This window comes from Vannielia litorea (genome assembly GCF_019801175.1).
GTDB classification, from domain to species: domain Bacteria; phylum Pseudomonadota; class Alphaproteobacteria; order Rhodobacterales; family Rhodobacteraceae; genus Vannielia; species Vannielia litorea_B.
In genome coordinates this window covers 2,583,834-2,609,007 of the sequence record NZ_JAHVJR010000001.1, presented here as the reverse complement: position 1 = coordinate 2,609,007, position 25,174 = coordinate 2,583,834, and the positions used below count along the sequence as shown (strand labels likewise).

Below are 25,174 nucleotides of genomic sequence, written 5' to 3'. Positions count from 1 at the left end.
GCCGCGCTCTTGGCAACCTGACCTTGTGAGACACTATATCTAGCGTACTGCTAGCCAGCTTATGGAGAAGCGCTTTTTGGGAATCAGTGCCCTGACCGCCCCGCCAAACCCCAAGGATATTCTGGAAACTCCGCTGGAATTCCCCGACAATATGTTGCTCATCGAGCTTTGCGGTGAGTTTGATCGCAACCTCGCGCAGATCGAGCACGCAGTGGGTGTGCAGATTTTGCGGCGTGGCAATCAGCTGGCCATCATCGGCGAGGCCGGGCCGCGGAGCGAGGCGGCGGTGATCCTTCAGGAGCTTTATGCCAAGCTGGAGGCGGGCCGCCCGATCGAGCCCGGCGATGTGGACGGGGCGATCCGGATGGGCCGCGAGACGGCTGGGGATGCCGCGACCGCGCGTGATGGCGACCAGCTCGAGATGTTCCAGGGCGGCCGGGTGGAGATCAAGACCCGCAAGAAGATCGTGGAGCCGCGCACCGAGGCGCAGAAGGCCTATGTGCGCGCGCTGTTCGAAAATGAGCTGGGCTTCGGGATCGGGCCTGCGGGCACGGGCAAGACCTATCTGGCCGTGGCGGTGGGCGTGAACATGTTCCTCGCGGGCCATGTCGACCGGATCATCCTGAGCCGCCCGGCTGTGGAGGCGGGCGAGAAGCTGGGCTACCTGCCGGGCGACATGAAGGACAAGGTCGACCCCTACATGCAGCCACTCTATGACGCGCTGAACGACTTTCTGCCGGCCAAGCAGGTGCAGAAGCTGATCGAGGAAAAACGCATTGAAATCGCGCCCTTGGCCTTCATGCGGGGGCGGACGTTGGCAAATGCCTTCTGCGTGCTCGATGAGGCGCAGAACGCGACGACCATGCAGATGAAGATGTTCCTGACCCGCCTTGGCGAGGGCAGCCGCATGGTGATTACTGGCGACCGGAGCCAGGTGGACCTGCCGCGCGGCGTGCAGTCGGGGCTGCGTGAGGCGGAGAAACTGCTCGACGGGGTGAAGGGCATTTCCTTCAACTACTTCACCGCCAAGGACGTGGTGCGGCACCCGCTGGTGGCGCGGATCATCGAGGCCTACGACAAGGCCGAGGCGCAGGGGTAGCTTTCAGGTTAACCACTGGTTAACCGCGCGCCTGCGGCGCACATGATTTATTGGTGATTGGGGGCGCTGCCCCCAAACCCCCGGAGATATTTGAAGCAAGAAAATGGAACTGGACGTCGTTCTGGAAGACGACCGCTGGGAGGGGGCGGGATTGCAGGCCATTGTAGAGGCCGCCACGCCCGTGGTGCTGGCCTTTCACAACCTGCCGCCTGACATCGAGCTCACTGTGCTCGGCGCGGATGACGCGCGCATTGCAGAGCTCAACGGCGACTTCCGAGGCAAGCCGCAACCGACCAACGTTTTGAGCTGGCCTGCCGAAGACCTGGCCGCCGACACGCCCGGCGATGACCCGCTTGCCCCTGAGCCCGACCCGGATGGCACTCTGCCGCTTGGCGACATCGCGCTCGCCTTCGAGACCTGTGCCCGGGAAGCGGAGGCGGGCGGGATTGCGCTGCGGGACCATCTGACGCACCTCGTCGTTCACGGGATGATGCATCTTTTGGGTTACGATCACATTAATGATGCAGACGCGGAGCTGATGGAGGCCCGTGAAGCGGAAATACTTGCCAAGTTGGGTGTGAAGAACCCATATGACTGACAGCCCCGGCGATGGGGCGTTTGATGGAAAGGACCGATGGGCGAAAGTTCGGACGGGTCTTCTAGCGCCGCGCAGGGCGCGCTGGAAACCGACAGTAGTGAGGGCAAGGGCCTTTGGGGCCGGCTTGCCGAGGCGATTTTTCCGCAGGATGAGACCGGCGCCGAGGAAGGGGCCGAACCACGCAGGAGTGGCGGGCGCGAGTCCGTCGCGATGCTTGGGCTGGGCAACCTGCACCGGATGCGGGTGGAGGATGTGGCGATTCCCAAGGTGGAGATCGTCGCCGTGCCGCTCGATATCGGCAAGGATGACCTTGTGGCGGTGTTCCGTGACAGCGGGATGAGCCGCTTGCCAGTGTTCGAGGGCACGCTCGACAGCCCGGTCGGCATGGTGCACCTCAAGGACCTTGCGCTGAAATACGGGTTCAACGGCAATGGCTCTGACTTCGACCTCAAGCCGATGTTGCGGCCGTTGCTCTATGCGCCGCCGTCGATGCCGATTGGCGTTCTGCTGCAGAAGATGCAGAGCGACCGGATGCACATGGCGCTGGTGATCGACGAATATGGCGGCACCGACGGGCTTGTGACCATCGAGGACTTGATCGAACAGGTGATCGGCGAGATCGAGGACGAGCACGACATCGAGGAGGGCGACCTCTGGACCGAGGAGAAGCCCGGGCAGTACCTCGCGATGGCGCGCACCCCGCTCGAGGATTTCGAGGAAGAGACCGGCGTGGCGCTGGCCGATGCCGAGGATCTCGAAGAGGTCGATACCTTGGGTGGGCTCGTGTTCATGCTGACGGGGCGGGTGCCGACCCGGGGCGAGGTGGTGCCGCATCCAGGCGGGGCCGAGTTCGAGGTGCTCGATGCCGATCCGCGCCGCGTGAAGCGGCTGCGGGTGCGGCTGCCCGAGGCCAGCGCACGGCAGGACGCAGGTGCCGAGGCCGATTGACCTGACAGAACGGATGGCCGGGTGGCTGGCTGGGCGGTGGTCGAGCTTTGTGCTCTTCGCGCTGCTTGGGGCCTTGGTGGGCACCGGGCAGGCACCGCTGGGCTTTGTCTGGCTCGCGGTGGCGGCCTTTGCGTTGGCCTTTGCGCTCTTCGCCCTCGTGCCGCAGCCCAAGGCGGCGGCGTGGCGCGGCTGGGCGATGGGCGTGGGCTATGTGGCGGCGACGATGTTCTGGATCGTCGAGCCGTTTTTCGTGGACCCGTGGCGGCATGGCTGGATGGCCCCCTTTGCGCTGGCGGCCCATGCGGGTGGCTTCGCGCTGTTTTGGGGGCTGGCCTTTGGCGCGGCGGCGGCACTTGGGCGGGGCCGCTGGCACCGGGCGCTTTGGGCCGCGGTGCTGCTGGCGGCGACCGAGATGCTGCGCGCCCATTTATGGACGGGTTTCCCGTGGGCGCTGCTGGGCCACATCTGGATCGGGCAGCCACAGATGCATCTTGCCGCGCTGGGCGGGCCACATGCGCTGACGCTCTTCACCACGCTGGCTGTGGCCCTGCCAACGGTCTTCGGGCTGCGGCGGGCGGCGCTTGGGGTGATCACCGCCATCGCACTGCTCGCGCTGCCAGTGCCCTACGGCCTCTGGCGGCTTGGGCAGGAGCTGGAGGTGCGCGCGCCTGCGACGGTGCGGTTGGTGCAGCCCAATGCGCCGCAGCACCTGAAATGGCAGCCGGAGATGCGAGAGACCTTCTTCAACCGCGGGCTGGCTTTGTCGGCGGAAGTGCCGGAGGGGCCGCAGCCGGACCTTGTGGTTTGGCCCGAGACCTCGGTGGCCTATTTCCTTGCGCCCGGCAATGGCACGGCGGAAGTGCTGGCCGATGCCGCGCGGGGGGCGATGGTGGTGGTGGGCATTCAGCGGCTGGAGGGGGATGACGCGCGCAATTCGCTGGCCGTTGTGACCCCAGGTGCGGATGTGACTGACATCTACAACAAGTCCCACCTCGTGCCATTCGGTGAATACATGCCCGGTGCAAGCTGGCTTGGGCGATGGGCGCCGAAGGGGCTGGCCGAAGCGGCGTTATCGGGTTTTGTGCCCGGCAACGGGCTTCGGCTGATCGACCTTGGCGAGGGGCTTGGCGAGGTGCTGCCGCTGATTTGCTATGAGGCGATCTTTGCCGAAGAGATCATCGCCGCGCCGCGCCCGGATTGGGTGCTTCACATCACCAACGACGCATGGTTCGGCACCGTCTCCGGCCCCTATCAGCATCTCGCGCAGGCCCGGCTCAGGGCGGTGGAGCAGGGGGTGCCGGTGCTGCGCTCGGCCAACACCGGGGTATCCGCTGTGATTGATGCGCAGGGCCGTGTGCTGGACAGTCTCGCGCTGGGGGAAGCCGGGTTTATCGACGTGGCCCTGCCGCCGAGGCTCGCCGCCGCGCCGCCCTACCGGATCTGGGGCGATTGGGGGGTGATGGGCCTTCTGATCCTGCTTGGCCTGGTGCTGGCCGCCATCCGCCCGCGTGCGGTGCAGGTTGACCCCAAGGACGCAACAGACTAGCCAAGAAGATACCTGCTGCCACAACGGCTTCCTGGCGTGGCGGTGAAAACCCAATGGAGCACTATCCCAAAATGTCTCGTAGCGAATATACCTTCACCTCGGAGTCCGTGTCCGAGGGTCACCCCGACAAGGTCTGTGACCGAATTTCCGATGCCGTGCTGGATGCCTTCCTGTCCGAAGATCCGCAGAGCCGCGTGGCGTGTGAAACCTTTGCCACCACCGACCGCGTGGTGATTGGCGGTGAGGTCCGAGGGCCGGGCAGGGTGATCAAGCGGGTCGAAGAGATCGCGCGGGATTGCGTGCAGGATATCGGCTACGAGCAGGAGGGCTTTCACTGGGCCAACATGAAGGTCGACAGCTATCTTCATGCCCAGTCGGCCGACATTGCCCAAGGCGTGGATGCTGCGGGCAACAAGGATGAGGGCGCGGGCGATCAGGGCATCATGTTCGGCTATGCGGTCGACGAGACCGAAGAGCTCATGCCGGCCCCGATCCACTATGCCCATGCGATCCTGAAGAAGCTGGCCGAGGTGCGGAAGAACGGCACCGAGCCCAAGCTTGGGCCGGACATGAAGAGCCAGCTCAGCCTGCGCTACGAAGGTGGCAAACCGGTGGAGGCGACGTCGCTGGTGCTCTCTACCCAGCACCTCGACCCGAGCCTGTCGTCGGAAGACGTGCGGGGCATCGTGGAGCCCTACATTCGCAGCATCCTGCCTGAGGGTTGGCTGACCGATGCGACCGAATGGTGGATCAACCCGACCGGCAAGTTCGTGATTGGCGGGCCGGATGGTGACGCGGGCCTGACGGGCCGAAAGATCATCGTGGATACCTATGGAGGCGCGGCGCCCCATGGCGGCGGCGCCTTCTCGGGGAAGGACCCGACCAAGGTGGACCGCTCCGCCGCCTATGCGGCCCGCTATCTGGCCAAGAACGTGGTGGCCGCCGGCATGGCCCAGCGCTGCACGCTCCAGCTTTCCTACGCGATCGGGGTCAGCAAGCCGCTCTCGATCTACGTGGATACCCACGGTACCGGCGAAGTGCCTGAGGCGCAGATCGAGAAGGCGGTGGCCAAGGCGATGGACCTCACCCCGCGCGGCATCCGAACCCATCTGGAGATGAACAAGCCGATCTACCAGCGCACCGCGGCCTATGGCCACTTCGGCCGGGCACCGGAAGCGGATGGCGGCTTTTCTTGGGAGAAGACCGATCTGGTGGACGCCCTCAAGGCGGCGGTCTGACTGGTGTGACAAATGGCGGATCGCGGCGCTCAAGAGGGATTGCCGCGGCCCGCACACCCGCTGACTCCTGTGCCCGATAGGTCGCATTCGCCGCAATTTGCCGGGGTCAGGTGAAAATTGGCCGCAAATTAGCCGAACTTTCATGTTTTCCTTTTACCCAGAAGGGTATGGAGGGCTTGGCATGGCGATCAAGTCGGTCGAAGTTTTTTACAATGTGAATCGCATCCCGGGTCTCTACCCCGGCGACTGGGATGCCGCCCTCGACTTTCGCAACGCTGCCATGGAACTCATCGAGAACGCGCTGATCGAGGCGCGGGCGGGCGAATGGGCCGGAGCCGAGATTGGCTCCTGCGCCCGCACCGGCGAGCCGGAGGTGAACTTCGGCTTCGATGTGCAGGATTTCGACATGGCCGAGGAGATCATCCGCAATGCGGTTGCGGGCACGCCCTATGAGGGCATCCGCGAGATCACCCGGCAGGAGGTGGACGAGAGCGAGTTTCACTAAGGGCAGGTGCGGCACAGACATGGCGCACCTTGCCCTGAGGGCTGCGCGGCTCTAAACCGCCGCCCCATGAGCGAGAACCATTCCAGCAAGCACCGCAGCGGCGCCCCGTGGCGCAACTTCTATGGCCGTCTCAAGGGCAAGGGCCTGCGGGCAAGTCAGGAGACCTACCTCGACGAGGATCTGTCCGCGTTGTCGCCGGGCGCGGTGGGTTGGGAGGAGAACCCCGACCGCACGCCGCTGGACCTAGAGGCGCTGTTTCCAGGCAAGGAGGTCTGGCTGGAGGTGGGCTTTGGCGGCGGTGAGCACATGGTGCATCAGGCGGCGCAGAACCCCGGCGTGGGGATCATTGGGGCCGAGCCCTACATCAACGGCGTGGCGATGCTGCTGGGCAAGATCCGCAGGGCGGGGGTGGAGAACCTGCGCGTGCATCCCGGCGACGTGCGCGACCTTTTCGATGTGCTGCCCGAGGGTTCGGTCTCCAAGGCCTTCCTGCTCTACCCCGACCCCTGGCCGAAGAAGCGCCACCACCGCCGCCGCTTCGTGACGCCCGATTACCTTGAGGCGCTGGCCAAAGTGCTGAAGCCGGGGGCGGAGTTTCGGGTGGCGACGGATATTCCGGACTATGTGCGCCAGACGCTGGAGCAGGTTCCGCGGCATGGCTTCGAGTGGCTGGCCGAGGGGCCGGACGACTGGCGCCAGCCGTGGAGTGATTGGATTTCGACCCGCTATGAGCAGAAGGCGCTCCGCGAGGGACGGGTGCCGCATTATCTGACGTTCCGCAGGGTTTAAGCCGCCCCCGAAAGCGGCTATGCGGTTCCGGCAATTCAGAGGAGCCCGCCCATGTCGTCTCACGGCACGCCCACCCCGATGATTTCCCGCAAGGCTGCGCCGCTGAAGGGCGTGGCGGAGGTGCCGGGCGACAAGTCGATCAGCCACCGCTCGCTGATCCTTGGCGCGATGGCCGTGGGGGAGACGAAGATCACCGGGCTGCTCGAGGGCGAGGACGTGCTCGATACGGCCAAGGCGATGCGGGCGCTGGGCGCCGAAGTGGTGCAGCATGGGGCTGGAGACTGGTCGGTGCATGGCGTCGGTGTCGGCGGGTTCGGTGAGCCGGAAGACGTGATCGACTGCGGCAACTCCGGCACCGGGGTGCGGCTGATCATGGGGGCGGTGGCGACCCATCCGTTTGCGGTGACGTTCACTGGCGATGCCTCCCTGCGCTCGCGGCCAATGGGGCGGGTAACGGAGCCGCTTTCGCTCTTCGGAACAGCATCTTACGGTCGCACGGGCGGGCGGTTGCCGCTGATGATGGTGGGGGCCGAAAGCCCGGTGCCGGTGAGCTACACCACGCCTGTTCCCTCGGCGCAGGTGAAATCGGCGGTGCTGCTGGCCGGGTTGAACGCGCCGGGCGTGACGGTGGTGACCGAGAAGGAAGCCACGCGCGACCATACCGAGCGGATGCTGGCCGGGTTCGGGGCCGAGGTGACGGTGGAGGACACGCCGGAGGGGCGGGTTATCTCCTTGACCGGCCAGCCGGAATTGAAGCCGCAGGTGATCGCCGTGCCGCGCGACCCGTCGTCGGCGGCCTTCCCGGTTTGTGCCGCCCTGGTGGTGCCGGGGTCGGACGTTTTGGTGCCGGGGATCGGGCTGAACCCGACGCGGGCGGGGCTCTTCACCACGCTGCGCGAGATGGGCGCAGACCTGACCTATGAGAATGAGCGCGAAGAGGGTGGCGAGCCGGTGGCGGACCTGCGGGCGAAATTCTCGCCCGATATGAAGGGGATAGAGGTGCCGGCGGAGCGGGCGGCCTCGATGATCGACGAATACCCGGTGCTTTCGGTGGTGGCGAGCTTTGCGGAGGGGGTCACGAAGTGCCCCGGCGTGAAGGAGCTGCGGGTGAAGGAATCCGACCGGATCGACGCGATGGCGGTGGGGCTTAGGGCCTGCGGCGTGGAGGTGAACGAGGGCGAAGATTGGTTTGCGGTCAAAGGCTTGGGGCCGGAAGGCGTGCCCGGCGGGGCGCGGGCGGAGGCGCGGCTGGATCACCGGATCGCCATGAGCTTCTTGATCTGCGGAATGGCCGCGCAGAAGCCTGTGGAGGTGGATGACGCGGGGCCGATCGCGACCTCCTTCCCGATCTTCATGGACCTGATGGGCAACCTTGGTGCGAAGCTGGAAAAGGCGAACGCATGAGGCTGACGGGCGGGTGCCTGTGCGGGGCGGTGACCTATGCCTCGGAAGGGCCGTGGCGACCGGTGATCGCCTGCCATTGCAGCCAGTGCCGCAAGACCACGGGGCACTATGTTTCGGCCACCTCTGTGCCGCGCGAAAGCCTTGCAATCATGGGCGAACCGAAGTGGTTCACCTCGTCGGACGATGCCCGGCGCGGGTTTTGCGGCACCTGCGGGAGCCAGCTGTTCTGGGATGGCGCGGGGGCCAATATCTCGATCATGGCGGGCACGCTGGACGGGCCGACGGGGCTGGAGACCAAGGGACATATCTTTTGCGCCGACAAGGGCGATTACTACGAGATTCCGGGCGGTGTGCGGCGGGCGGAGGGCTATGACCCTGACCTGACGACACGGGTGGATTGAGCCGCCGGGAGCGGGCAGGGTAAGCGAAAGGTTAACCGGGCGACCGGTCTGCAACTGCATGAATGAGGGCGCGATGAAAATCACGGTGGCCATCGACGGGCCGGCTGCGGCGGGGAAGGGGACGATCTCGAAGGCCGTCGCCAAGGAGTTTGGCCTCGCGCATCTTGATACCGGCCTGCTCTACCGTGCGGTGGGGGCCAAGGTGCTGGCGGGGGCCGACCCGGTGGAGGCGGCAGAGGCGCTCACCCCCGATGATCTGACCCCCGAAGATGCGCTGCGCACGCCCGAGGTGGCCCAGGCCGCGAGCCGTGTGGCCGCCGACCCGGAAGTGCGGGAGAAGCTGCTGGAATTTCAGCGCAATTTTGCCCGCCGCGAGGGTGGCGCGGTGCTGGACGGGCGCGATATTGGCACGGTGATCTGCCCCGATGCGGAGGTGAAGCTCTTTGTCACCGCCAGCGCCGAGGCCCGTGCGGAACGGCGGTTTCTGGAGCTTCAGGGCAAGGGCCACGCGGTGACGCGGGAGCAGGTTCTGGCCGATGTGAAGGCGCGGGACGAGCGGGATGCGAGCCGGGATGCGGCGCCGATGGTGGCAGCCGCGGATGCGGTGGAGCTGGATACCACGGAGCTGAGCATAGACGAGGCGCTTGACCGGGCGCGTACGGCTATCCGGCTGAAAGTAAACTAGAAAATTCAGGGTTAACGCTGGTGTTGCGTAAATCGGCAGGCGGAAATCCGCCATGCACAACTGATGCACATTCCATGCACATCTTATGCATATGTCAAAAGACGCAGCGCTCGCGGGGTTAACCATGCGAGGGAGTGTCAGTTGACATCCTCGCGCCGGGTGACGCGAAAAAGTTAACCAGACCTGAACAAAGAATATTGCCCCCGAGAGCAGAATCCCTTTTCTGTTCTTGGCCCCCAGAACCGGGTGAGACCGTGAGGAAGAAAGGCAGAAGGACCACACCGGACATGCATCAGTTGCTCTATCGTTCGATCGCAAATGAAGAGGAATTTGGCGATTCCGATCTCGACATTCTCCTCAAGGCGCTGGAGTTCAACGCCGCCAAGGGCATCACGGGTTATCTGTGGCGCGGACGCGGGCAGTTCTTTCAGGCGCTGCATGGGCCGCGTGTCGAGGTGCTGCCGCTGATGGAACGGATCAGCGCCGACCCGCGCCACAGCGAGGTGGAGGTGCTGATCTCGGAAGATGGCGATGCGCCCTCGCCCTTTGCCGAGTGGGCGATGGGCTACGACTACGTGGCCGAGGACGTGCTGGGAATCTCCTTAGAGGAAGACAACAGCCGCCCGATGATCAGCCCGGCGAAGGCGCGGGAGATCTGGGGCAAGATGATCGAGCAGTCGCACAGCGAGGCCGAATGGGGCGGCGCCTCGCCCTACAGCCGCAAGCCGACCGAGAGCATGGACGCGTGGATCAAGCGGCTTTCGGCGGCGCGGGGCCGGTAGGTCCGCAAGGCTAGGGCGCGGCCTCGACGAACCTCAGCACATGGGCGAAGAGGCTCTTGCGGGTCAGCAGGAGCAGGTGCCCGTCATCCGCAAAGCCGATGAGCCGCCCGCCGCCTGCGCGGCGGCGGAGCGTGTCTGTCTGCCGGGTCGAAAATACCGGGTCTTCGAGGCCGACGAAGAAACCGATGCGGGCGTGGCTCAGGTCGGCGCCTTCGGACAACTCCCAGCGGCGCAGGCTGGCGGAATGGGCCCGCACCAGTGCAGGGCTCGGATCGGAGATTTGCGGGGCGTGCTCGGCGGAGAGGGTCTCGATCTGCTCCGAAAAGCCGGGGTCGGCGCGGTTGTTGCGGCCGTAGAGCAGGGTCTTCCAGTATTCGTCCCAGATGGCCTTGCGGGTGAAGCGCTCGGCGCGGGTGGCAGCTGAGATCACGTCGCCCGCGCCGCGCAATATGGTCTCCATCCCGCCCGCGTGCTCGGGCGAGGGTGAGATAGCCGCCACGGTGACGGGGCGGGGCGCGAGCAGGGCCGCGGCCTCCAGCGCAATCGCACCGCCGGCGGAGTAGCCGACGAGGGTGAGGTCCTTGTCGGGGTAGCGGCGGGCGAAGCGGGCGATTTCTTCTGCTGCGCCGGTGATCGAGAGCTGGTGGTCGAGCGGCAGGCCGTCCATCCCCGGAAAGCGGTAGTAGGCGAGGCCGCGGCCGCGCGCGGCCCAATGGTTGGTGGGGGCGAAGATATCGACCGAGGCGAGGGCGCCGGGGATCATCACGGTGAGCCGCGGCGCGGCCTCAATCTGGGCGGATCGGGCCGGGTTGATCGCAAGCGGGCTCTCGCCCTCGGGCAGGGCGGGCGGCGCGGCGCAGGCGGCGAGCAGGAGGAGGGGGGCGAGGAGGGCACGCATGGGCGCGACCTTAGGGCGGCGCGGGGCCGCCGAAAAGCGGTGAAACCCCTTGCCATGCGGCGTTTGAGCGGCTAAACGCCCCTTCGTCAAGCCGCCGTGAGAGCTGCTGGCGGAGAACTCGGGCAGGGTCGGAGCCTTCCGGCCCTGTATTGTTTTTGCCCCTGTTCTTTTCCGGCAGCGCCGAACGGCATCAGACCAACCCCAAGACCGGCGGAGACAACCGCACGGCCAGAAACCACTAGTAAGGATATACACGCCACATGGCTCAGAACGCATCCATGGAGGAATTCGAAGCCCTCCTTTCCGAAAGCTTCGAGATTGACACGCCCGACGAGGGCTCTGTTGTCAAAGGCAAGGTCATCGCCATCGAGGCGGGCCAAGCCATCATCGACGTGGGCTACAAGATGGAAGGCCGCGTTGATCTGAAAGAATTCGCCAACCCCGGTGAAGCCCCCGAGCTGGCCGTCGGTGACGAGGTCGAGGTGTTCCTCGATCGCGTCGAGAACGCCCGCGGCGAGGCTTCGATCTCCCGTGACAAGGCCCGCCGCGAAGAGGCTTGGGACCGTCTGGAGAAGGCTTACGCCGACGAAGAGCGCGTTGAAGGCGCCATCTTTGGCCGCGTGAAGGGTGGCTTTACCGTCGATCTCGGCGGCGCCGTGGCCTTCCTGCCCGGCTCCCAGGTTGACGTGCGCCCCGTGCGCGACGCCGGCCCGCTGATGGGCCTCAAGCAGCCGTTCCAGATTCTGAAGATGGACCGTCGCCGTGGCAACATCGTGGTATCGCGCCGTGCGATCCTCGAAGAGTCCCGCGCCGAGCAGCGCGCCGAGGTGATCGGCAACCTCTCCGAAGGCCAGACGGTCGACGGCGTGGTGAAGAACATCACCGAATACGGTGCCTTCGTGGACCTCGGCGGTGTCGACGGCCTGCTGCACGTGACCGACATGGCATGGCGCCGTGTGAACCACCCCTCCGAGATCCTCTCTATCGGCGAGACGATCAAGGTGCAGGTCATCAAGATCAACAAAGAGACTCACCGCATCAGCCTCGGCATGAAGCAGCTGCAGGACGATCCGTGGGATACCGTGGAAGCCAAGTTCCCGCTGGATTCGGTGCACACCGGCCGCGTGACCAACATCACCGACTACGGTGCGTTCGTCGAGCTGGAGCCGGGCGTCGAGGGCCTTGTTCACGTGTCCGAAATGTCTTGGACCAAGAAGAACGTGCACCCCGGCAAGATCGTCTCCACCTCGCAGGAAGTGGAAGTCATGGTGCTGGAGATCGATAGCGCCAAGCGCCGTGTGTCGCTGGGTCTCAAGCAGACCATGCGCAACCCGTGGGAGGTCTTCTCCGAGACCCATCCCGAGGGCACCGAGGTCGAGGGCGAGGTCAAGAACATCACCGAGTTCGGTCTGTTCATCGGCCTGCCGGGCGACATCGACGGCATGGTTCACCTCTCCGACATCAGCTGGGACGAGCGTGGCGAGGATGCGATCCAGTCGTACCGCAAGGGCGACGTGGTCAAGGCCGTTGTTACCGAGACCGACGTGGACAAGGAGCGCATCTCGCTCTCCATCAAGGCGCTGGGCGGTGACAAGTTCGCCGAGGCCGTTGGTGGCGTGAAGCGTGGCGACATCATCACCGTGGAAGTGACCGCGATCGAGGATGGTGGCGTTGAGGTGGAGTACGAGGGCATGAAGTCCTTCATCCGCCGCTCCGACCTGAGCCGCGACCGTGCCGAGCAGCGCCCCGAGCGCTTTGGCGTGGGCGACAAGGTGGATGTGCGCGTGACCAACGTGGACAGCAAGACCCGCCGTCTGGGCCTGTCGATCAAGGCACGCGAGATCGCCGAGGAGAAGGAAGCCGTGGAGCAGTATGGCTCGTCGGACTCCGGTGCCTCGCTAGGCGACATCCTGGGCGCCGCGCTGAACAAGGACGACTGATCCTTCAGCCGGGCGTAAAGCCCGAAAGATTTGGGGCCTCCGCTGCTGGCGGGGGCCCTTTTTTGTTGGGCCGGTCTTGTGTTGGACCGGGCGCGGGGGCGGCGCTCCCACCCGCCCACCCCGCGCCGCCCCGGCGCAGAATGGCACCGTGATGCCCGGCTTTCGGCCGGTGCACGGGCGGCGGGGGCGGGTTGGAGAATTTTCAGCAAGAAAATGCAAGAGGGTGGCGCCCACCGGGTGGGCAGGCGCCACGGGGTTTTGGTCAGCCCGGGGAGCGCAGGCGGAGGACCGGCTGATCGAAGCGCGGGTCGTGCCGTTCGCCCAGTTCGGTGAAGCCGTAGCGGGCGTAGAAGCGGCGGCCGATCTCGTTTCGCTTGAAAACGTCGAGCTCGAGCGTGCACTTGCGGCGGAGCGCGTCATCCATCAGCGCCCTGCCGTGACCTTGGCCGCGGTGGGCCGGGTCCATGAAGAAGCCGCCGACCTCGGTAGGTGTGCCGGGGATGAGGGCGATGAAGCCGCGTGGCCCGTTGCCATCATCCCAGACATGGGTTTCGGCATTGGGCAGGTAGAGGCTGCGCACCTCTTCTGCGGCCTTGCGGATGAAATCTTCGCCCAGAAAGCCATGCGCGAGGCGGCTGGCTTGGGTGAAGATGCGCACGATGGCGTCGTCGTCGTCGCCGGGAGAGTAGGGTCGTATCAATGGTTTGATCCCGTGATGTTGGGTGTCATGGAGGCACAGGGCCAGCTGCCGCCGCGAGGGCGGGCTGCGCGTGGGCGGGTGCCCGGGGTGGCACCTCAGCGGGGTGCCGGCAGAACCATCAGTGCATCAAATCTCCATTGATGGGGGCTGTGTAGCGGCGCGGCGGGTGTGCGGCAAGGCTTGCGGCTCGGGCAGTTTCATGGCTGGTTGGCGCCATGCTTTTGGCCCGCAACCGAAATTTCCGCCTGCTGTTTTCTGCCACTTCGGTCTCGAATCTCGGAGACGGGGTCTCGGCTCTGGCGGTGCCGTGGCTGGCGACGCTGTTGACCCGCGACCCGCTGCTGATCGCGCTGGTGCCCTTTGCCGGCTCCCTGCCGTGGATGCTGTTTGCGATCCCGGCGGGGGCGGTGGTGGACCGGTCGGACCGGCGGGCGCTGATGGTGCGGGCCGATGTGCTCCGGGTGCTGTTGACGATGGGAATCGTGGCGCTGGCGCTGCGGATGCCCGAGGGCGGCGGAGCCTTGCCGGTGATGGCGCTGGCGGGGCTGGCGTTTTTGCTCGGCAGTGCCGAGGTGGTGCGGGACAACGCCGCGCAGACCTTTTTGCCCGCAGTAGTGGAGCCGGGCGATCTGGAGGCGGCGAACGGACAGCTCTGGAGCGCTGAGCAGGTGGCAGGGCATTTCGTGGGGCCGCCGCTGGCAGGTCTGCTCATTGCCTGGGCTGTGCCTGCGCCGTTTTTGCTCGATGCGGTGACATTCGCGCTGGCCGCCTGGCTGGTTTGGGCGATCTCGGTGCCGCGGCGGGTGGCGCCGACGCGGCGGCGACTATGGGAGGAGTTGGGCGAGGGCTGGCGCTGGCTGCGCGGGCAGGCGCTGCTCTTTCGGCTGGCGGTGATGCTGGGACTGATCAATTTTGTCCACATGGCGTCTCTCACGGTGCTGGTGCTCTTCAGCCAAGAGATTCTCGGACTGTCGGCGGCGGGGCATGGGGTGTTGCTGGCGGTGGGCGCGGGCGGGGCGGTGCTGGGCGGAGTGCTCGGGCCGCGAGTCAGCGCGCGCTTCGGGGCGACGGCCACGGTGCGGCTGGCGCTTTGCCTTATGCCGCTGCCGTTCTTCATGCTGGGGCTTGGCGCCTCGCCGCTGCTGGCCGGCCTGGCGCTGGTGCTGGAGGCGGTGGCCGCGATGCTGTGGAACATCGTCACGGTGAGTTGGCGGCAGCGGATCATTCCCGATGCGCTGCTGGGCCGGGTGAATGCGCTCTACCGGTTCTTTGGCTGGGGCATGATGCCGCTGGGCGCGCTTGCAGGCGGGGCGCTGGTGGCGCTGGCGGAGCCGGGGCTGGGCCGCGAAATGGCGCTGCGGATGCCCTATGTTCTGGGCGGTGCGGGCATGCTGGCGCTGGCGCTCTACGGCATCGCACGGCTGCGATTTTAGCCGCCTCCGATTCGGGCAATGCTGCGTTGCGGCACCTGTGCGCAGGGCATGCTGCGCCGCCAAAGCCTTGGTTTTTCAGGCGGAAAATGGAGCATGGGCGCGTAAAAGACGTGAATTGACGCAATCGCCCCGTTTCGGATGCTGAAAATTGTGCCTATAGTCGGGGCAGAAGCCAGACATGGAATCGTGGCCGAAAAAGCGTCCTTTAGGGGGGAAGCATGATCCGATCGGAATTGATTCAGAAAGTCGCTGACGAGAATCCGCATCTCTATCAGCGTGACGTCGAGCGGATCGTGAACACCATCTTCGAAGAGATCATTGGCGCGATGGCCAGCGGCGACCGTGTGGAGCTTCGGGGCTTCGGGGCGTTCTCGGTCAAGAAACGCGATGCCCGCGTGGGCCGCAATCCGCGCACCGGAGAGGCGGTGGACGTGGAAGAGAAGCATGTGCCCTTCTTCAAGACCGGCAAGCTCTTGCGCGACCGCCTGAACGGCAAGTAATCTGCCCGCATGATCCGTTATCTTCGCTGGGGCTTTCTGGCCCTCCTCGCCATTGTTCTCATCACCCTTGCCCTGGCCAACCGTGAGCCGGTGACGCTGAAGCTGTTGCCCGGCGAACTGGCCGATCTGCTGGGGCTGCCCTACCAGATCACGCTGCCGCTGTTCGTTTCGCTCTTTGCGATGATCGCGCTGGGCATCCTAATCGGCTTCGTCTGGGAGTGGTTCCGCGAGCACAAGCACCGGGCCGAGGCGGCGCGGCAGGCGAAGGAAGCGCGGCGGGCGAAGAAGGAGCTCGACGCGGTGAAGCGGGAGACCGGGCAGGAGCAGGACGAGGTTCTGGCGCTGCTGGACGACCGCAAGGCGGGCTGAGATGGCTGACATCCGGGTAAAGATCTGCGGGCTGAAACGCCCGGAGGACATGGCTGCCGTGGCGGAGGCCGGGGCGGCCTATGTGGGGCTGAACTTTTTTGAGCCGAGTCCGCGTTACGTGAGCCCGGATGAGGCGCGTGATCTGGCGCTGCTGGCGCCTGAGGGGTTGGCGAAGGTCGGCCTCGTGGTGGATGCGGGTGACGCGCTGCTCGACGAGATCGTGGGCGCGGTGCCGCTGGATATCATCCAGCTTCATGGCAAGGAGAGCGCCGAGCGGGTGCAGCAGGTGCGGGACCGTTACGGATTGCCGGTGATGAAGGCGGTGGGCGTGGCCACAGAGGCCGATTTGCCGCTGCTGGACGACTATGGCCGCGTGGCCGACATGCTGCTGGTGGACGCCAAGCCCGCGCCGGGAGACGAGCTGCCGGGCGGGAACGGGCTGCCGTTCGACTGGCGGCTCATTGCCGGGCGACGCTGGCCGGTGCCGTGGATGCTGGCGGGCGGGTTGCATGCAGGCAACGTGGCCGAGGCGGTGGCCCGGACGGGCGCGCGGCAGGTTGATCTCTCTTCTGGCGTGGAGCGTGAGAAGGGGGTGAAGGATGCGGGCCTGATCCGCGCCTTCCTGGAGGCCGTCGCCGGGGTGCCTGCGTGAGCGTGAGCTTCCGCGAGGCGCGGCGCGAGGATGTGCCGGCCGTGGTGGCGATGCTGGCGGATGACATGCTTGGGCAGGGCCGCGAGAAGGCCGATCTTTCGATTTACTATGCCGCGTTCGACGCGATGGCCGCAGAGGGCGGCAACCTCGTGATCGTGGGCGAAGAGGGCGGGGAGGTGGTGGCGACCTATCAGCTCACCGTTATCTCGGGTCTGTCGCTGGCAGCGGCCCGGCGGGCGCAAGTGGAGAGCGTGCGGGTGGCGAGCCGGATGCGCGGGCAGGGCGTGGGGCAACAGATGTTTGCCGATGTCGAGGCGCGCGCGAAGGCGGCGGAGTGCAGCCTTGTGCAGCTCACGATGAACGCGAGCCGGGTGGACAGCCACAGATTTTACGAGGGGCTGGGGTTTGAGGCCAGCCACGTGGGGTTCAAGAAATATCTGTGAGGCGTGTGGTTTGCGGTGTGTCGGGACGAGTCCCGATTTACGCGGGCAGCACTTTCAACACGGCCTGGGTGGTGCGGTCGATGTGGTCTTTCGACAGGCGGATCGCCTCGGGGGCCTGCCGGGCGAGGGTGGCCTCCATGATCGCGGCGTGCTCGGCCTGAAGGTCGCGGGCCGGGTCGGGGTTGGTCAGTGATATCCGGCGGTAGCGCTCGTGCTGGTAGTAGATCAGGCTGCGCAGCCGCTTGAGCCACGGGCTGTCGCAGGCGGCGACGAGGGCCTCGTGGAAGGTGCGGTTCTTGTCTTCCCAGCTGTCGGAACCTTCGGCGGGGTCGGTCTTGCGGCGGGTGTCGGCTTTGCTTAGCGCGTAGTAGGCGGCGACGATCCCGGCCTCCCATGCGTCATCCCCGGCTTCGATGGCACGGTGCAGCGCCTCGCTCTCCAGCTCGCAGCGGACGCGGGATATATCGCGCAGTTCGTCCGCGGAGACGGGTGCGACGGAGAAACCGCGCTGGGGTTCAAACAGCACAAGAAACTCGGAGGTGAGCTTGGAGAGCGCCTCGCGGAGCGGGCTGGCGCCGATGCCGTAGGTTTCGGAGAGCTGGGCGATGCGGAGGCGGGATTCGGGGGCGAGGCGGCCGGAGACGATATCGCCGCGCAGCATGGCATGGGCGCGGTCTGAGAGGGTTTCCTGAGCGATGTTCATCGGGCGGCCTGTGCTTTTGTGCGACGCTAGCAGCGCTGAGTTGAGCGATCAACGATGGAGCCGGGCAACATCGCGCAAAGGCGGATTGTCGATAATTGGCGGCGGCTGGGACGATCAGGCAAGCCGGGCGCCCGGGGCGATGGTGGGCGGCGCGGCGTTGAGCGCGTCGCGGGCGAAGCCGGCGGCGGATTGGTAGCGGGCCATGAATTCGGCGCGCTCGGCGGGCGGAATCACCGCGTCGATCTCGTCGAAATGGCCGCCGCAGCGGTCGTTCACCATGTTCAGCAGGCCGAAGGGGCCGGCGCCGCGGTTGCGCAGGATCACCTCGGAGATGGGGCCGCAGAGCTTGGCGTTATAGGCGGCGAGGGCCTCTGGCGTGACGCCGTGGGCCAACAGTGCCGCGCCGATCTCGCGGGCATCGACCACGGCTTGGCTCGCGCCGTTGGAGCCGGTCGGATACATCGCGTGGGCGGCATCGCCCATCAGCGCCACCGGGCCATCGACCCATGTTTCCACGGGGTCACGGTCGATCATCGGGTTTTCGAAGGCGGTGTCGGCGCCCGAGATCAGGGCGGGCACATCGAGCCAGTCGTAGCGCCAGTCTTCAAAGTGATGGATGAAGTCGGAGATCGGGGCGGGGCGGAACCAGCCGGACTTGCGCGCCTCGGCCTCGTCGAAGGTGACCTCGGCGATCCAGTTGATCAGGGCGAGGCCGGTCTCCGGGTCGGGGTGGGAGATCGGGTAGATCACCATGCGCTGGCGGTGGGTGCCCAGCCCGATGAAAGAGGACCCGGTGCGGATGGGTTTGGCCAGCGTGGTGCCGCGCCACATCAGCGCGCCGCCCCAGTGGATTGGCGGCTGGCCGGGGTGCATTTGCGCGCGCACGGCGGAGTGGATGCCATCGGCGCCGATGAGCAGGGTGCCCTCGGCCTCGGAGGTGGTGTTGTCGGTGTGCTCGACATGGGCAGTCACGCCGCTCTCGGTTTTGCTGTAGCCGGTGATGCGGCTGCCGAGGCGCAGGGCCTCGGGGCCTGCCCGCTCGATCAGCGTATTGGCGAGCAGCATGTGGAGCTGCCCGCGATGGGCGGCGTATTGCGGCCATTTGTACCCGGCATCCAGCCCGCGCGGCTCGGCATAGATTTCCTTGCCGTTCAGCCCGACGAGCGCCCACTCGCGGGCGGGCAGGCCAACGGTATCGAGCTGCTCCGCGCCGATGCCGAGATCGTAGAGCTCGCGCACCGCATTGGGTTGCAGGTTGATGCCCACGCCGAGCGGCTTCAGCTCGCGGGTGCTCTCGAAGACGGTGCAGGGCACGCCGATCTGGTGCAGCGTCAACGCCGTGGCCAGCCCGCCGATGCCGCCGCCTGCGATGAGAACGTGGGGATGTGTCATGCGCGTGGTCTCCTCCCGAGGTCGCGCGGTTTTAGCAGCTGGGCCGGGGTGAGCAAGGCGCGGCGGGCCGGGGTGGCCCGGTGGCGGACTGCTAGAACAGGCTCGCCACCGCGCCGACGATGAGCGGTATGGGCAGCGAGATGGCCAGCCGCAGCGCCATGGTGCGGCCACCCATGAACGGCAGCTCGTAGGCCAGCAGCTTGGTCAGTGAGAAGAGGCTCCACGAGGTGACATAGGTGAGCGCCGCGGCCGGGGTTGCGCCGAGTTTCAGCGCGGCGGCGGCCAGCGCGAAGCTGACGAATGCGCCGCCGGGGGTGACCGGGCCGAGCAGGGTGGCGAGCAACAGGGCAGTGAGGCCCGCGCCAGCGCCGAAGAGGGCGCGGATCTGGTCGGCGGGCATCAGCTCGGCCAGCAGGGCCGCGCCGATCATGGCAGTGAAGAGCCGGGGCAGGGTGAAGGCGGCGAGGTTGGCTGCGCCGCTGAGGGCGGCGCGGCGGCTCGATGGCGTGGCCAGCTTGTGCCAGGTCAGCGCGGCGAGGGCGAAGAGCAGGACGGTGCCGATGAGGATGTTCATGGCCCGGCCCTCCGGCGCCGCAGGGTCAGCGCCCGTGCCGCCAGCCCCACCGCCAGCGGTGCGGGCAGGCAGAGCGCGATGCGAAGGGCGACGAGGTGCCAGTCGAGAAAGGAGAGCTCCCAGATCAGGGTGCGGTTCAGCGACAGCAGCGACCAGCCGGTGACGAAGGCCAGCGTTGCGCCGATGTCGGCCCCGGCGGCAAAGAGCGCGGCGGCGAGCGGAAAGGTCATGCCCGGCCCGCCGGGCAGCAGCGCACCGGCAGCGGAGGCGAGCAGCAGGCCGCGCCATCCGCTCTCCTGCCCGATCAGCGCCGAGACCTTCTCACGCGGGAGCAGCAGCGGGATGGCCGCGGCCACGAAGAGGCCCGCACCGACCTTGGGCAGAAGCACGGCGATGAATCCGAGCGCCCCGAGGGCAGTGGCGAGCGCATGGGCGGCGCCGTATTTGGCGGTGACCAGTGCGGCGGCCAGCAGGGTGACGGCGAGTAGCACGATGAACCCGCCGTCGATGATCTTGCGGCGGGGCGGTGGGCTATCGGTGCTGGTGTGAGGCGCGCTGCTCATTGGCCCCGTTGTCGGCCCTGCCGCGCCGCGCTGCAACCGCTAACCGGGTTTCGCCCGCGCCGAGAGCCGCGCGATCAGCGCCCGTGCCTCGGGCGGCGGGGCGGTTTCGGCGCGGCGATAGTCGCTGCCGTCGGGGTTGCGGGTGAGCAGGCCCATCCCGATCAGCGAGCGCCGCAGGATCGCGGCATCGTCGAAGAGGTGGGCCTTGTTCAGCGCCCCGTTCACCTCGCGCTCGTGCAGGGTGGTCGCGGCGGGCAGGCGGGCCCAGAGCGCCCAAAGGCAAAGCTCCTGCACCGCGCGGCGGGCGGGCCATTGGCGCAGGCGAGCGGCGGCGTCCCATTGGGCGAGGGCGCGCTCCACGCGGGCGTGGTCGGCGGGTGGCTCGGGCAGGGCGTCGAGCCGGGCGCGGGCGGTGTTGGCAGCGATCAGGTGCTGGTAGTTCCGGAAGCCCGACGCGCGGGCCAGCATGTTGAGCAGGCTCTGGTGGCCCGGGGCTGGGGCCAGCTGGCGGGAAAGGGCGCGGGCAAAGGCCGAGAGGTCCGGCACGGTGAGGGGAACGGGGGTTTTGGGCATGACATATCCTCGGGCGCGCCGGGTTGCTGTCGGTGGTCGCCGGCTTCCGACGCGGCGCTGGGGATGTCAGGCACGCGAAGATCAGAGGCTGCTTTCAGCTTGCCCCGGAGGGCACGGCGACGCCTGGGCAACAGCCTGCCCTGACCGAGGGGTAGCGCGGCGCGGCGGCAAAGGCAATCCGCGCGGATTTTAGGCGCCGGTGAACCCTTCCTTAAGGTGGCGGGTGTTACGGGGGCGGAGAATTCATCCAGCCATGGAGACAGAGATGAGAGCCTTCCGCAGATTCGCCGCACCGCTGGCCGCCCTCCTCCTCGCCAGCCCTCTTGCGGCCGCCGACGGGGTCGAGGCCGATGCCGTGACCTTTGCTCAGGTGGCCGCGCTCGAGGGCCCCGCCGCCGCGCTGGGGCAGGGCATGCGGGCCGGGATCACCGCCGCTTTCGAGGAGGCGAACCGAGCGGGCGGCGTGCATGGCCGCAAGGTGATGCTGGACGCCTTCGATGATGGCTACGAGCCGGATCGGTCGGTCGCCCATGTGCTCCATGTGATCGAGGGGCGTGCCCACATCGGCTTCATCGGCCCGGTCGGCACCCCAACGGCGCTGGCGACCCAGCCCGAGGCGACGGCGGCGGGGATGCCCTATGTCGGCCCCTTCACCGGCGCGGGTTTTTTGCGGGCGCCGGAACTGACCAACGTGGTGAACGTGCGGGCCACCTATGGCGCCGAGACCGAGGCCTGGATCGCCCATCTGGTGGACGAGCTGGGCATGAAGAACATCGCGATCCTTTATCAGGATGACGGATTTGGCCGGGTAGGCCTTGATGGCGTGACCGCCGCGCTGGAGAAGCGCGGGATGAGCCTTGCCGCCTCGGGCAAGTACACCCGCAACACGGTGGCGGTGAAGTCGGCGCTGCTCGACATCCGCAAGGCCAAGCCGGATGCGGTGGTGATGGTGGGAGCCTACAAGCCGATTGCCGAGTTCATCCGGCTGTCGAAGACGCTGAAGTTCGAGCCGACCTTCGTGAACATCTCCTTCGTTGGCTCCGAGGCGCTGGCTGGGGAGCTGGGAGATGCGGGCGAAGGGGTGATCATCAGCCAGGTGGTGCCTTTCCCGTGGGATGGCGCGTTGCCCATCGTGGCCGAGTATCAGGCGGCGATGACGGCGATGGACCCGGCGGCGCACCCCGGCTTCGTCACGCTCGAAGGCTACCTGACCGGCCGCGTTGCGCTGCGGGCGCTGGAGGCTGCCGGCCCCGAGCTGACCCGCGAGCGCTTTCTGGCCGCGCTGAACGGCCTTGGCACCTTCGACCTCGGCGGCCTCGCCTTCACCTACGGCGCGGGAGACAACCAAGGGCTCGACACGGTGTTCCTGACCCGGATCACGGCGGACGGCGGCTTTGAAACGGTCGTGAGCGGCGGCGGCTCGTAACGCCGTTGGCATTCATCCGGGCGGGGCGCTGTGCCTCGCCCGCTCCCCATTCCTTGCCCAGCAGCGGAGACACAGCGTGACCCGTATCAACTCCATCTTCGGCAGCATCGCGGCGAAATTCGCGATCATCCTCGTGGCGCTGGGCGCGATGACGACCGCGGCCATCGTGATCGGCTTGCTGGTCTTCGGCGCGCTCTCGGACGGGCTGGAGGCCTTCATCGAAGAGAACCTGCCGGGCATCGAGGCCAGTGTGGATGTGACCGCGCGGACAGGCGAAGTGCAGGGTGCGCTGACCGATGTGCTCTTGGCGCAGGAACCCGAGGCGCTGAAGGCCGCGGGGGTGGAGTTGAGTGATGGCGTGGTGGCGCTGAAGACCGCGGCCCGTACATTGCCGGTCGCCGCGCGAGACGAGATCGAGCCGCTGCTTGCCGAGCTGGATGTCGCCAACGCGGCGATGGTGCGCGCGCTGGAGCGGCGCTTTGCCGAGCAGGCGCGGGTGACTTCGCTGATCACCGCCTTCGTCCGCCTGTCCGATCAGGCCAACGGGGCGTTGGTGAGCATGGCGGACGATGCCTATTTCGAGCTGCAGATCGGCGGCGAGGAAACGGTGGAGACGGTCACCACCACCCTCCGCGGCCTTGTCGAGCGTGAGTTCGCGCAGATGGTCGCGCTGATGGAGGTGCGCGGCGAGATCAACCTGTTGACCGGGTTGACGCTGGTGCTGGCGGATGAGCCGGACATGTTCATCGAGGCAATCCTCGGGGATCTGGCCAGCTCGAGCCTTGGCCAACTCGACGCGGCGCTGGCCAAGCTGCCGCCAGAGGCTGTGGATGCAGAGCAGATGGGCCAGATCCGCGAGGTGGTGGCATTCTTCCGCGAGCGACAGGAACTCAAGGACTACGCTGCCCCGAACTTGAGGCAGGATGTTCTCGGGCGTCGGCAATCGAGCGCGGCGGCGGTGAACAGCGCCATCGATGACATGAGCTTTGCCCTCGCCATCCGCGCGCAGGAAGCGGCCAACGGCAATGAGGCGGCGATCCGTCACCTGATGGATGTGCAGGTCAACCGGATGCGGCTCTCTGGCGAGATCGGCATCGCGATCAAGGCGGTGCTGGCGCAGGCGCTTCTGGGGGTGGCCTCGCAGGATCCGGGCACGGCTGCGGGCGCGCAGGCCACCGTGGATGGCGCGCTGCAGCATCTGGACGACCTGCTCGAAGGGTTCGACCTGCCGGAACAGCTTGTGCCCATTCTTGATGAGATGCATCGGATCGTCTCGCCCGACGACGGCGTTGTGCGCGCCCGCCGCAGTATGCTCGATAGCCAGATCGCCGCCGCGCAGCGCTCGGCGGTGTCCGGCGAGGCCATTGCGCGCATTTCCGAGGCGGCCCGCCTCAATGCGAGCCACGCGGTCACCGAAGTGGTCGGCGGGAGCGAGGCGATTCTGGGCCGAACGGATCGCGCCCGCAGCCAGTTTCAGCAGATCGCGATCGCCGGCCTCGTTCTGCTGCTCATCGCGCCGGTGGTGACATGGGCGCTCATCCTCCGCCCGATGGCGCGGGTCACGGCAGCGACCGAACGGCTCTCCCGCGGCGACCTGTCGCCGGTGGAGGGCTTCGAGCGAACCGGCGGCGAGATCGGCCGGATGGCAGGCGCCTTGAAGGTGTTCCGCGACGGGATGATCGAGCGTGAGGAGATGCAGGCGGCCGAGCGTGAGCGCGAGGCACGTGAACTGGAGCGCCAGCGCAAGGAAGAGACGGAGAAGCAGATCCGCGAGGCGGAGGCCCGCGAGGCCGAGCGCCGCCGCGAGGCGGAGGAACGCGCGCGCGAGGCCGCCGAGGCGGAAGAGCGCGAGAAGATCCGCGCGGCGGCGGAGGAAGAGCGCCAAGCCCGGGCCGCCGAGCAGCAAGAGGTCGTCGACCGCCTTGCCGCTGCCCTCGACCAGCTTGCCGCCGGCGACCTGACCGTGGCGATCGAGACCGAATTCGCAGGCACCTACGAGAGCCTGCGCCAGAATTTCAACGCCGCGGTGGCAACACTTGAAGACCTCATCACCGCGCTGGCCGGCAGCGCGGGCACGGTCCGGACCACCTCGCAGGATATCAGCGCGGCCGCGAAAGACCTGGCCCGCCGGACCGAGAGCAGTGCCGCGACCCTCGAGCAGACCTCTGCTGCGGTGACGGAGCTGAGCGAGAGCGCTGGCTCCACTGCCGAGCGCGCGAAGGAGGCGGACCGGATCATGCAGGTCACCCGCGAGAACGCGGTGACCAGCCAGGGCACGGTGCGCAATGCGGTCGAGACGATGACGGAGGTGGAGGCCTCCTCGGCGGCGATTTCCAAGATCGTCGACCTGATTGACGACATTGCCTTTCAGACCAACCTGCTTGCGCTCAATGCGGGCGTCGAGGCGGCGCGCGCGGGCGAGCAAGGCCGGGGCTTTGCTGTGGTCGCGATGGAAGTTCGCTCGCTGGCCCATCGGTCCTCCGATGCCGCCAAGGAGATCAACGATCTCATCAATTCCACCCGCGACCGGATCACCCGGGGGGTGTCGCAGGTGGGTGAGGCGGGCGATGCGCTGGATGGCATCCTCGAACTGGTCAGCTCGGTTTCGGAGCAGATCACTGCGATTGCAGGGGCGGCCAACGAGCAGTCTTCGGGCGTGCGCGAGATCAGCCTCGCCGTGGCCCAGCTTGACCGGGCCACGCAGGACAACGCGGCGATGTTCGAGCAATCCGCTGCCTCCAGCCAATTGCTGACCGAGGAAGCCAGAACGTTGTTCGACCTCTCGGCGCGGTTCCGCACACGCGACACCGCCGCGCCGGAAGGCGCGGCCACCGAGAGCCACGCGGCCGAAGGCTGCGCCACGGCGCCTGCGGCGCCTCTGCCCCAAGCCGCCGCAGGCGGCGATGAGGAACTCGGCGAAGCCGAGGCACAGGCCGTGCCATTCGCGCGGAGCGCCTAAGCCGTGTGCCCGGAGGGGCGCGAGGCGCGTTTGTGATACGTACGCCGCGCGGAC

26 protein-coding genes and 1 riboswitch are annotated in these 25,174 nt (G+C 67.0%); of the genes, 19 read left to right on the top strand and 7 right to left on the bottom strand.

Annotated elements, in window-relative coordinates:
• The first annotated feature begins 76 nt into the window (after positions 1 to 76).
• The 11 genes from KUV38_RS12725 to KUV38_RS12675 all read left to right on the top strand — a co-directional run bounded on the left by KUV38_RS12725 (position 77) and on the right by KUV38_RS12675 (position 9,995).
• Positions 77 to 1,099 (top strand): PhoH family protein, encoded by a 1,023-nt coding sequence (locus KUV38_RS12725; protein WP_261384775.1) that lies wholly within the window; start codon positions 77 to 79, stop codon positions 1,097 to 1,099.
• A 103-nt stretch (positions 1,100 to 1,202) separates the two neighbouring features.
• The gene (ybeY, locus tag KUV38_RS12720; RefSeq protein ID WP_222470403.1) at positions 1,203 to 1,697 is read left to right on the top strand and encodes an rRNA maturation RNase YbeY; all 495 of its coding nucleotides are present in this window, start codon (positions 1,203 to 1,205) and stop codon (positions 1,695 to 1,697) included.
• A gap of 36 nt (positions 1,698 to 1,733) precedes the next feature.
• Positions 1,734 to 2,645 carry a transporter associated domain-containing protein gene (locus tag KUV38_RS12715; protein WP_222470402.1) on the top strand — a complete coding sequence of 304 codons (912 nt, stop codon included), beginning with the start codon at positions 1,734 to 1,736 and terminating at the stop codon, positions 2,643 to 2,645.
• A 13-nt stretch (positions 2,646 to 2,658) separates the two neighbouring features.
• Positions 2,659 to 4,191, top strand: coding sequence for an apolipoprotein N-acyltransferase (lnt, locus tag KUV38_RS12710; RefSeq protein ID WP_222470401.1), 1,533 nt, complete (start codon positions 2,659 to 2,661; stop codon positions 4,189 to 4,191).
• 12 nt (positions 4,192 to 4,203) lie between these two features.
• Positions 4,204 to 4,252, top strand: a riboswitch (SAM-SAH riboswitch).
• A gap of 10 nt (positions 4,253 to 4,262) precedes the next feature.
• The gene (gene metK, locus KUV38_RS12705) at positions 4,263 to 5,429 is read left to right on the top strand and encodes a methionine adenosyltransferase (RefSeq protein ID WP_222470400.1); all 1,167 of its coding nucleotides are present in this window, start codon (positions 4,263 to 4,265) and stop codon (positions 5,427 to 5,429) included.
• A gap of 181 nt (positions 5,430 to 5,610) precedes the next feature.
• Positions 5,611 to 5,934: a hypothetical protein gene (locus tag KUV38_RS12700; RefSeq protein WP_222470399.1), complete on the top strand. Its 324-nt coding sequence runs from the start codon at positions 5,611 to 5,613 to the stop codon at positions 5,932 to 5,934.
• Positions 5,935 to 6,000: 66 nt separating this feature from the next.
• Positions 6,001 to 6,723 carry a tRNA (guanosine(46)-N7)-methyltransferase TrmB gene (gene trmB / locus KUV38_RS12695; RefSeq protein ID WP_222470398.1) on the top strand — a complete coding sequence of 241 codons (723 nt, stop codon included), beginning with the start codon at positions 6,001 to 6,003 and terminating at the stop codon, positions 6,721 to 6,723.
• A 51-nt stretch (positions 6,724 to 6,774) separates the two neighbouring features.
• On the top strand, positions 6,775 to 8,127 hold the full coding sequence (aroA, locus tag KUV38_RS12690) for a 3-phosphoshikimate 1-carboxyvinyltransferase (protein WP_222470397.1): 1,353 nt from the start codon (positions 6,775 to 6,777) through the stop codon (positions 8,125 to 8,127).
• On the top strand, positions 8,124 to 8,528 hold the full coding sequence (locus KUV38_RS12685) for a GFA family protein (protein WP_222470396.1): 405 nt from the start codon (positions 8,124 to 8,126) through the stop codon (positions 8,526 to 8,528). The genes aroA and KUV38_RS12685 overlap by 4 nt, the downstream gene beginning before the upstream one ends.
• Positions 8,529 to 8,601: 73 nt before the next feature.
• On the top strand, positions 8,602 to 9,213 hold the full coding sequence (cmk, locus tag KUV38_RS12680) for a (d)CMP kinase (protein WP_222470395.1): 612 nt from the start codon (positions 8,602 to 8,604) through the stop codon (positions 9,211 to 9,213).
• A gap of 287 nt (positions 9,214 to 9,500) precedes the next feature.
• A complete protein-coding gene (locus KUV38_RS12675; protein ID WP_222470394.1) occupies positions 9,501 to 9,995 on the top strand; it encodes a BLUF domain-containing protein in 495 nt (164 codons plus the stop codon).
• A 10-nt stretch (positions 9,996 to 10,005) separates the two neighbouring features.
• On the opposite strand, the gene KUV38_RS12670 is transcribed toward KUV38_RS12675, so the two are convergent.
• Entirely contained in the window at positions 10,006 to 10,893 is an 888-nt protein-coding gene (locus KUV38_RS12670; protein ID WP_222470393.1) for an alpha/beta fold hydrolase, read from the bottom strand.
• 260 nt (positions 10,894 to 11,153) lie between these two features.
• Here KUV38_RS12670 and rpsA point away from each other — a divergent pair, with 260 nt between their 5' ends.
• Positions 11,154 to 12,833 (top strand): 30S ribosomal protein S1, encoded by a 1,680-nt coding sequence (gene rpsA, locus KUV38_RS12665; protein ID WP_222470392.1) that lies wholly within the window; start codon positions 11,154 to 11,156, stop codon positions 12,831 to 12,833.
• Positions 12,834 to 13,095: 262 nt separating this feature from the next.
• Here the strand turns inward: rpsA and KUV38_RS12660 are convergent, their stop codons facing one another.
• Positions 13,096 to 13,533 (bottom strand): GNAT family N-acetyltransferase, encoded by a 438-nt coding sequence (locus KUV38_RS12660; protein WP_222470391.1) that lies wholly within the window; start codon positions 13,531 to 13,533, stop codon positions 13,096 to 13,098.
• 215 nt (positions 13,534 to 13,748) lie between these two features.
• On the opposite strand from KUV38_RS12660, the gene KUV38_RS12655 reads away from it, so the two are divergent.
• The 5 genes from KUV38_RS12655 to KUV38_RS12635 all read left to right on the top strand — a co-directional run bounded on the left by KUV38_RS12655 (position 13,749) and on the right by KUV38_RS12635 (position 16,930).
• A complete protein-coding gene (locus tag KUV38_RS12655) occupies positions 13,749 to 14,966 on the top strand; it encodes an MFS transporter (RefSeq protein ID WP_222470390.1) in 1,218 nt (405 codons plus the stop codon).
• Positions 14,967 to 15,184: 218 nt separating this feature from the next.
• The gene (gene ihfB / locus KUV38_RS12650; protein WP_222470389.1) at positions 15,185 to 15,466 is read left to right on the top strand and encodes an integration host factor subunit beta; all 282 of its coding nucleotides are present in this window, start codon (positions 15,185 to 15,187) and stop codon (positions 15,464 to 15,466) included.
• Between the two features lie 9 nt (positions 15,467 to 15,475).
• Positions 15,476 to 15,835 (top strand): LapA family protein, encoded by a 360-nt coding sequence (locus KUV38_RS12645; protein ID WP_261384517.1) that lies wholly within the window; start codon positions 15,476 to 15,478, stop codon positions 15,833 to 15,835.
• Between the two features lies 1 nt (position 15,836).
• The gene (locus KUV38_RS12640; RefSeq protein WP_222470388.1) at positions 15,837 to 16,487 is read left to right on the top strand and encodes a phosphoribosylanthranilate isomerase; all 651 of its coding nucleotides are present in this window, start codon (positions 15,837 to 15,839) and stop codon (positions 16,485 to 16,487) included.
• A gap of 50 nt (positions 16,488 to 16,537) precedes the next feature.
• Positions 16,538 to 16,930 carry a GNAT family N-acetyltransferase gene (locus tag KUV38_RS12635; RefSeq protein WP_222471067.1) on the top strand — a complete coding sequence of 131 codons (393 nt, stop codon included), beginning with the start codon at positions 16,538 to 16,540 and terminating at the stop codon, positions 16,928 to 16,930.
• A gap of 37 nt (positions 16,931 to 16,967) precedes the next feature.
• On the opposite strand, the gene KUV38_RS12630 is transcribed toward KUV38_RS12635, so the two are convergent.
• From KUV38_RS12630 to KUV38_RS12610, 5 genes are all read right to left on the bottom strand, one after another.
• Positions 16,968 to 17,633: a GntR family transcriptional regulator gene (locus KUV38_RS12630; protein WP_222470387.1), complete on the bottom strand. Its 666-nt coding sequence runs from the start codon at positions 17,631 to 17,633 to the stop codon at positions 16,968 to 16,970.
• A 114-nt stretch (positions 17,634 to 17,747) separates the two neighbouring features.
• Positions 17,748 to 19,025, bottom strand: coding sequence for a flavin-dependent oxidoreductase (locus KUV38_RS12625; RefSeq protein ID WP_222470386.1), 1,278 nt, complete (start codon positions 19,023 to 19,025; stop codon positions 17,748 to 17,750).
• A 91-nt stretch (positions 19,026 to 19,116) separates the two neighbouring features.
• Positions 19,117 to 19,599: a hypothetical protein gene (locus KUV38_RS12620; protein ID WP_222470385.1), complete on the bottom strand. Its 483-nt coding sequence runs from the start codon at positions 19,597 to 19,599 to the stop codon at positions 19,117 to 19,119.
• A complete protein-coding gene (locus tag KUV38_RS12615; protein WP_222470384.1) occupies positions 19,596 to 20,162 on the bottom strand; it encodes a hypothetical protein in 567 nt (188 codons plus the stop codon). Before KUV38_RS12615 ends, KUV38_RS12620 begins: the two co-directional genes overlap by 4 nt.
• 39 nt (positions 20,163 to 20,201) lie before the next feature.
• A complete protein-coding gene (locus KUV38_RS12610; RefSeq protein WP_222470383.1) occupies positions 20,202 to 20,735 on the bottom strand; it encodes a DUF2087 domain-containing protein in 534 nt (177 codons plus the stop codon).
• A gap of 265 nt (positions 20,736 to 21,000) precedes the next feature.
• Here KUV38_RS12610 and KUV38_RS12605 point away from each other — a divergent pair, with 265 nt between their 5' ends.
• Entirely contained in the window at positions 21,001 to 22,161 is a 1,161-nt protein-coding gene (locus tag KUV38_RS12605) for an ABC transporter substrate-binding protein (protein WP_222470382.1), read from the top strand.
• A gap of 76 nt (positions 22,162 to 22,237) precedes the next feature.
• Positions 22,238 to 25,120 carry a methyl-accepting chemotaxis protein gene (locus tag KUV38_RS21100; RefSeq protein WP_222470381.1) on the top strand — a complete coding sequence of 961 codons (2,883 nt, stop codon included), beginning with the start codon at positions 22,238 to 22,240 and terminating at the stop codon, positions 25,118 to 25,120.
• The last annotated feature ends 54 nt before the right edge of the window (positions 25,121 to 25,174 follow it).